Source organism: Vibrio sp. V08_P9A1T1 (genome assembly GCF_963874405.1).
GTDB lineage: Bacteria > Pseudomonadota > Gammaproteobacteria > Enterobacterales > Vibrionaceae > Vibrio > Vibrio anguillarum.
The window spans coordinates 1-7,214 of the sequence record NZ_CAWNIB010000078.1 but is presented as its reverse complement, the minus strand read 5'-3'; the positions used below and the strand labels follow the sequence as shown (position 1 = coordinate 7,214).

Genomic DNA, 7,214 nt, shown 5'->3' with positions numbered 1-7,214 from the left:
CCGTTAGCAAATCGACTTGCTGTTGTGTAGGTAACTGGTGTTTTTCTAAGCTTGTTTGGGTATCGATTAACACTTGATGAATATGAGTATTTTCAATCTCCGGCAACTGCTGTATCAAACGTTGAATCATGGCTAATGCAAGTTCTATGTTTTGATCTTCCACGGCCATATAAAACGTCACCAATGATTCCTCTGCTGAGCCTATCTTTAGCGGCATAGAGGACTCTGGATGATATTGATACAGTTTTTCGACAAATTGGAAAAGAGCATCATCTAATTCATTGTCATCAATGGGTTTGGTGACAATATAATCAGCGCCGGCCGACAACATTCGCTCACGAGTTTCTTTGAAAACATCAGCAGTACAACCAAAAATGAGCACATTACGTTGCTCCCCAACTAAGATCCGAATCGCAGACACCGCTTCTACGCCATCCATTACGGGCATATGGTTATCCATCAATATCAGGTCATAATTCCCGCCAACAACCGCTTGAATTGCCAATTCACCATTCTCAACACAATCGCATGTAAACCCTTTATTCTTCATAAAGGTTTCGATAATGATAGAGTTGGTCCGGTTATCTTCCACAATGAGAGCTTTCAGTCCTTGGTAATTAAGCTTGCGACGTGGCTTGACTTCAATGGTCCCGGGCGTCGTTGTTTCTATCGCTAGCATAACGTGAAAACTGGTACCAATTCCTAACTCACTGGTTACCGTGACTGTCCCATCCATTAGCTCTACAATTTGTTTTACAATCGCTAAGCCCAACCCCGTTCCACCAAAACGCCTTGTCGTCGATGATTCAGCTTGTTCAAATGGGCGGAATATTTTTTCCTGAGCCTCTTTTGCTATACCTATCCCCGAATCCCGTATCCGAATAGAAAGATACCGTTTATCTTCCATCTGCTGCTCTTTTAGAGTCACTTCGACAAAGCCGTGAGAGGTAAACTTGACCGCATTATTCAGTAAATTAAACAGAATCTGTCTCAATCGTGCTTTATCTGAGTAATACCAGCGATCGTGAACAATATCGCTGTAAATCCTAAACTGCAGTCCTTTTTCATTGCATAAGGTATGGTAAACACTGTTAATACTACCAATCAGTGAATCCAAGGGAAAACGGGTGTTATCAAGTTCTAATCGCCCTTGTTCAATCTTGGAGAAATCGAGAATTTCGTTAAGCAGCACCATCATGTGCTCGCCAGACTCATACAGACTATTAAGGTGTTGCCTCTGTTCTGGGGAAAGCTCTGTTTTCAATAAGATTTGTGCGGTTCCTAAAACACCATTCATTGGAGTTCTGATTTCGTGTGACAGGGTTGCTAAGAAGGCACTTTTGGCTTGAGTGGAAGCTTGAGCTTTCACTTTTTCCGCTTCAAGATAAACGGTTTTTTGGTTAAATGAATCGATAAGCTGGCGGATCTCATCTTGGCTTCGATACGGCATATCAATAATACCGCCCTGTTTAGAATCACTCACTTTTTTGGCGATGATGGTAATCGGTTTGATCACATATTGATTGATCAAGTAATAACCGATCATAACGCAAACTAAAAGGATTGGAATGATACTCCGTTCGACATTCATCACCAGATCAAACACTTCGTCATTCACTAACCGATGGGCATTAATAACATCAACTCGCCATTCAAAATCACCAAAACCGAAATGACTTACGTTAGCTTCTTCACGTATTATAAAATTATGTTCAGTGATCAGGGAGCCCCCCGAATCACTTAAGGATACGCCAAGGTTATAAAGCTCCGCTTGACTGGCAATAAATGTGGCTAACCCCGCCAATGACAGATCGACTGTTGCTACTCCAGCAAATTCACCGTTAACGTAATAGGGCGATGAAGCCGTGATCATCTGAACGTGCGTATAGGCATCGACATAGACTTCTGACCATACCACACTACCGACAGGCTTCTCTTTTGCTGCGTTGTACCACACTTCGTTATCGTAACCATGCGCTTCTTGATTGTTCCAAGAATGCAATTTGTCGACTTGACCGTCAGCGGCTCGATTATAAAACAGGCTACTGTATCGCTGCGATGCATTAATACTGTAGGGTTTCGGCCATAGCCCACCACTGACGACAACATCATCAAGTATAGTGAACAGCGAAGAGAGCATTCTGTCTTGCTCAGCTTGGTTGGTTGCAGCTTGCCCAAGGCTCACAATGCTTTGGAGCACACCAATAGAACGGTTGAGAGGTTCGCGAATTTGGGCTGATAACACTTCTGCACGAAGATCTAAATTCTGTTTTAATTCAGCTCGTAGTGGCGCTTCGACAACCCAATAAGTAACGGTACCTGTGATCGCAATAAAAAAGCAGAGATAAAAAGAAAGGGCGATAATGCTCTTCTTCTTCAATGAAATAGGTGCTCTCATAAATCCTTTCAATTTTTTCTTTTGTGCAAATTATAGTGAACAATCTCAGCGAGCAATATGTTGATTGTTGTAAAACCTCACTAAAGCCAACAAATTATCAGCAAAATTCGCACATTGTATCGCTTTAACGTTAAAATGGCTGCAAATACACTCGGCAACTGATGGGATCTGCTGTGAATTTACAAGAACTCCTTACCCAACCCGAACTAGAAGATAAATTGCTTAATGAGGCCAAAACTCAAGGTTTTGTCGCATCCATGGCGTCAGCGCCTAACTTGCTCCCGCCTGAGGAATGGCTCCCTTTTCTATGGGGGGGAGAAGAGATCGCGCCATTTAGCGAAGGCAAACAGCTAGAAACCTATTTCCAACTGATCGTTGAAATGTGGAATGACTATCGCCCTGCTTTGCTCGAAAATCAATGGAGCTGGCCTACTGGTTGCTCACTCGATGAACAAGAAATAGTAACTGAACATGTCCGTGATTTTTGTGAAGGTTTTCTTCAAGGTTGGCAACTTACGCGTGATGATTGGGAAACGTTAATGCCTGAAGATAGCCAAGACAATGCGCTACTTGGGGGCGTGCTCCTTTCGCTGAGTATGCTTTATGATCCGGAGACGTCCTTGGCAACACTTTCTCAACAAGGTATGCAAGGACTCGACCAGTTTGAAGAAATCTATCAGGCCATACCAGTGATGTTGTGTGGCTTAACGCAACGCGGCGCTCAGTTGGCACTAGAGCAATAACTTTGTTTTTGAATAGTTTTGTTTTCGAATAACGTTAATTTCAAATCAATTTGCTTGCGATAAAAAAGGCTCTGAATAAGAGCCTTTTCTCATCCACTACCGCCGAAAGGAATTAGGCATTCCCTTTGACTTGCAAATTTAACTGTTCAGCAAAATCCAACATACGGTTTAATGGGATGAGTGATTTCACTCTCACGGCTTCATCGACGAAAATTTCGTGATCTTTACCGCCTTCCATAAGAGCTGACTCAATCGCTCGAAGACCATTCATCGCCATCCAAGGACAATGCGCGCAGCTTCGGCATGTTGCCCCGGCCCCTGCCGTCGGTGCTTCAATCAATTCTTTCTCAGGGACTAACTGCTGCATCTTAAAAAAGATGCCTTTATCGGTCGCCACAATCATTTTCTGTTGAGGTAAGGATTTTGCTGCCTTAATCAACTGGCTTGTAGAGCCTACAGCATCCGCAAGTTCTACCACACTGGCTGGTGATTCTGGATGCACAAGGATGGCTGCATCAGGATACAGTGCTTTCATCTTACGCAATGCATCGGCTGAGAACTCGTCGTGAACTACGCATTCACCTTGCCAGAGCAACATCTTTGCACCCGTTTTTTTCTCGATGTATGAGCCTAAATGGCGATCTGGCCCCCAAATTATGGGTTTATCTTCCGCATCTAAGTGCTCAACAATATCAAGTGCAATGCTCGATGTAACCACCCAATCGGCACGAGCTTTGACCGCCGCCGATGTGTTTGCATACACAACAACGGTATGATCTGGGTGTGCATCACAAAATTCTGTGAATTTATCGGCAGGACACCCCAGATCCAAAGAGCATTCTGCTTTTAAGGTTGGCATTAAAATGCGTTTTTCAGGGGTTAAGATTTTTGCTGATTCGCCCATAAATCGCACACCAGCGATGATCAATGTACTGGCAGGATGGCGATTACCAAACTTGGCCATCTCTAATGAATCACCAACAAAACCGCCGGTTTCTTCAGCGAGAGCTTGAATTTCAGGATCGGTATAGTAATGCGCAATTAATACAGCATCTTTTTCTTTTAAGAGTTGTTTGATACTTGCTGTATAGGCTTGTTTTTGCTCAACCGTTAGTGGAATGGGCTTTGGCGGAAATGGATAAATAGTTTCAATCGTATCTAATATGTGGCTCATTGCTCTTGCTCTACGCAACTTCCAAGAATCCGAGCATTGTACACCGCACCTAACGAAGGATCAAAAGCGATTCATAAAATAGTGCCGTCGAAAAAAGAGGCCGCAAGGCCTCTTTTTTATTAACTCAAATTGTTATCAATTCAAATTCTCTTTAGCAACCTTGGCAGACGCACTTGTAGGGTATTCATCCACAACTTGCTGATAATACTTATTTGCTTGCGCAGTATTATTATTGCGCTTGGCAATATCACCTAACTTAACCAGCGCATCAGCACGTTTATTGGAGTCACTGTAAGTGAGCACGGCGGCAAAACTTTGCGTCGCTTCTTTATCCTGCTTTTTCGCAAAATAGAGCTGCCCTAACCAGTAATGGGCATTAGACGCAAAATTAGAATCTGGATAATCTTTTTGAAACTGTTGAAACGCTGCAATAGCACCACTGTAATCCCTTTTCTTCAGGATTAAATCAACCGCATTCTGATAGGCAGTTTGTTCATCAACATTGCTGCTAAACGTTCCTGCAATATCAGTGTCCGTTGTCGGCTGTGACGAACTTGCGGTTGTATTCTTCATTTCGCCACGTACGCGATCTAACTCGATAAAGAGTTCACGCTGACGCTGCAACATTTGCTGCATATCGTAGCTATTACGCTCTAACTGGCCACGTAGTTCGCTGATTTCAAGTGCCATATCATCGAGCTGCTGCTGCATTTTGAGTTGAACGCTATTACGGTTTTCAAGCAGACGTTCAAGACGTTGTACATTAGATTCAGATGATGATTGTTGAGCACGAGATGTGCTTGCTGAAGAGCTATTGCTAAGATCGGATACTGGAGCTGGTGCAGCGAGTACTTGACCCGCTGCACTTGCCAGTAACGTAAGCGTTACAATTCGCTTTAAGTTACTGAACATGAGGCGATTCCTCGATTAGTATACGAGAACCGCGCGGCGGTTCTTCGCATACACTTCTTCAGATTGACCAAGAAGAAGTGGCTTCTCTTCGCCATAGCTAACGATCGAGATTTGGTCAGCTTGTACACCTAGCGCTTGTAGATATTTCGCTACAGCTTGTGCACGACGCTCACCTAGCGCGATGTTATATTCAGGCGTACCACGTTCGTCAGCATGGCCTTCGATGGTAACTTTCATTGCTGAATTTTTGCTTAGGTAAGCTGCGTGTGCAGCAAGCATATCTTCGTAATCACCAGCAATTGTCGCGTTATCAAATGCGAAATAAATGGTTTGAGTTTCACGAAGAGCTTGTTCCTTTAGCTCTTGTTCAGAGAGTTGGCCATTCGCATCAATTGGAGAAACTACAGTCGTATCAACGCTATTTGCTGAACCTGAAGTAGACTGGTTAGTTTGAGTACCAGAAGCGTTTGTCGCTTCATCGCTTGAACTACATGCAGTTACTGCAAGTACTGGTAGCGCAATCAGTAGCCCTTTAAGAACTTTATTAAGTTGCATTTTTTTTCCTTACTTTTTGATACTTACTTGCTATAAAAACGGAGACCACGCAGGAGCCCTAACGCGACCATTTGTTGCCGGTAATCTAGCTTTGAAACGCCCATCTATAGACACCATCGAAAGTACATTCGCTTTGTTATAAATAGAACTGTATATGACCATACCACCATTGGGTGCAATACTTGGAGACTCATCGAGCAAAGTCTTTGTTAGAATTTGCACTGAACCAGTTTCCAAATCTTGTTTCGCCAGATTAAAACCCGAATTACTTCGGTTTACCATGACAAGGAATCGACCATCAGGCGTTATTTGTCCACCTAAATTCTGGCTACCTTGCCATGTCAGACGATTGGTAGAACCGTCTGATAAATTTACTTGATATATCTGTGGTTTACCACCCCGATCCGAAGTAAATATTAGCGATTTACCATCAGGATGCCAGAACGGTTCTGTATTATTTGATCTGCCACTCGTTATTTGTTTCAGCTTCTTGGTTGCCAAGTCCAGAGTATAAACCTGTAAGCTGCCCGTTTTAGACAACACCAAAGCAAGGGTTTTCCCATCTGGCGAGAACCTCGGTGCCCCATTATGGCGTGGGTACGAGGTCACTTTCTCTCTTTCACCAGTATAAATATTCATGATGAATATTTCCGCTTGGCCGTTTTGGAAGCTCACATACGCCAGTTGCTTACCATCAGGTGACCAAGTCGGTGACATCAAAGGCTGTTTTGAACGAAGTACTAAACGTTCATTGTAACCGTCATAGTCAGCAACCCTTAGCTGGTAAGGATATTGTTCATCGTCGTTGACCACCACGTAGGCAATACGAGTGAGAAACGCACCCTTATCACCCGTGAGTTCTTGATAGACCAAATCTGAAATTCGATGCGCATACTCACGCATTCGGTTTGCTGGTACGGTGGCAACTTTATTGAATAAAACATGATCTTTAGAAAGCACCAACTGTCCATCGTTACTTAATGCTTTGCTTTGGCCTTGTGTCAGTTGACCACGCACTACATCTACCAATTGGTAATTGATGACATAGTTACCTTCTGCATTTTGCGTAATGCTACCTGTGAGCAAAGCATCAACACCAATACTGGTCCAAGCATCAAACTTCACATCGGTTTCATTGTAAGGCGTTTGTGGCATTTTGCTGGTCGCAATCGGGCTGAATTTACCACTACGTTGCAAATCTGACGCGATCACCGCAGAGACATCCTGCGGTAATTTTGTTTTGCCTTCCCACTTAAACGGTACGATAGCAATCGGCCTTGCTGAATTAATGCCGTCGGTGATCACAAGCTCCAATGCGGCGTTGGCGAGCTGTACACTACTTGCGATGACAAGTAAGCATCCTAACATCAATCGCTTTAACACAAGCTTTGCCTTCTAATTTGGTTCTACAGTTAAATTAATGTTTTTCAAT

The 7,214-nt window shown here is 43.4% G+C and carries 6 protein-coding genes; 1 reads left to right on the top strand and 5 read right to left on the bottom strand.

The genetic code is table 11. From position 1 onward, the window contains the following. The coding region (locus tag AACT21_RS04205) for a hybrid sensor histidine kinase/response regulator (protein WP_254917167.1) at positions 1-2,398 on the bottom strand (2,398 nt) is incomplete at its 3' end. A gap of 161 nt (positions 2,399-2,559) precedes the next feature. Here AACT21_RS04205 and AACT21_RS04200 point away from each other — a divergent pair. Continuing rightward, complete coding sequence (locus tag AACT21_RS04200; protein WP_017045210.1) at positions 2,560-3,141, top strand: UPF0149 family protein; 582 nt, start codon at positions 2,560-2,562, stop codon at positions 3,139-3,141. Positions 3,142-3,253: 112 nt separating this feature from the next. Here AACT21_RS04200 and nadA read toward each other — a convergent pair whose 3' ends face one another. The 4 genes from nadA to tolB all read right to left on the bottom strand — a co-directional run bounded on the left by nadA (position 3,254) and on the right by tolB (position 7,150). Beyond that, positions 3,254-4,315 (bottom strand): quinolinate synthase NadA, encoded by a 1,062-nt coding sequence (nadA, locus tag AACT21_RS04195; protein WP_026028138.1) that lies wholly within the window; start codon positions 4,313-4,315, stop codon positions 3,254-3,256. Between the two features lie 135 nt (positions 4,316-4,450). Then, positions 4,451-5,227: a tol-pal system protein YbgF gene (ybgF, locus tag AACT21_RS04190; RefSeq protein ID WP_019280925.1), complete on the bottom strand. Its 777-nt coding sequence runs from the start codon at positions 5,225-5,227 to the stop codon at positions 4,451-4,453. Positions 5,228-5,242: 15 nt separating this feature from the next. Further along, positions 5,243-5,782 (bottom strand): peptidoglycan-associated lipoprotein Pal, encoded by a 540-nt coding sequence (gene pal / locus AACT21_RS04185; RefSeq protein WP_013856577.1) that lies wholly within the window; start codon positions 5,780-5,782, stop codon positions 5,243-5,245. A gap of 30 nt (positions 5,783-5,812) precedes the next feature. Then, positions 5,813-7,150 carry a Tol-Pal system beta propeller repeat protein TolB gene (gene tolB, locus AACT21_RS04180; RefSeq protein WP_088718023.1) on the bottom strand — a complete coding sequence of 446 codons (1,338 nt, stop codon included), beginning with the start codon at positions 7,148-7,150 and terminating at the stop codon, positions 5,813-5,815. Positions 7,151-7,214: the final 64 nt, after the last annotated feature.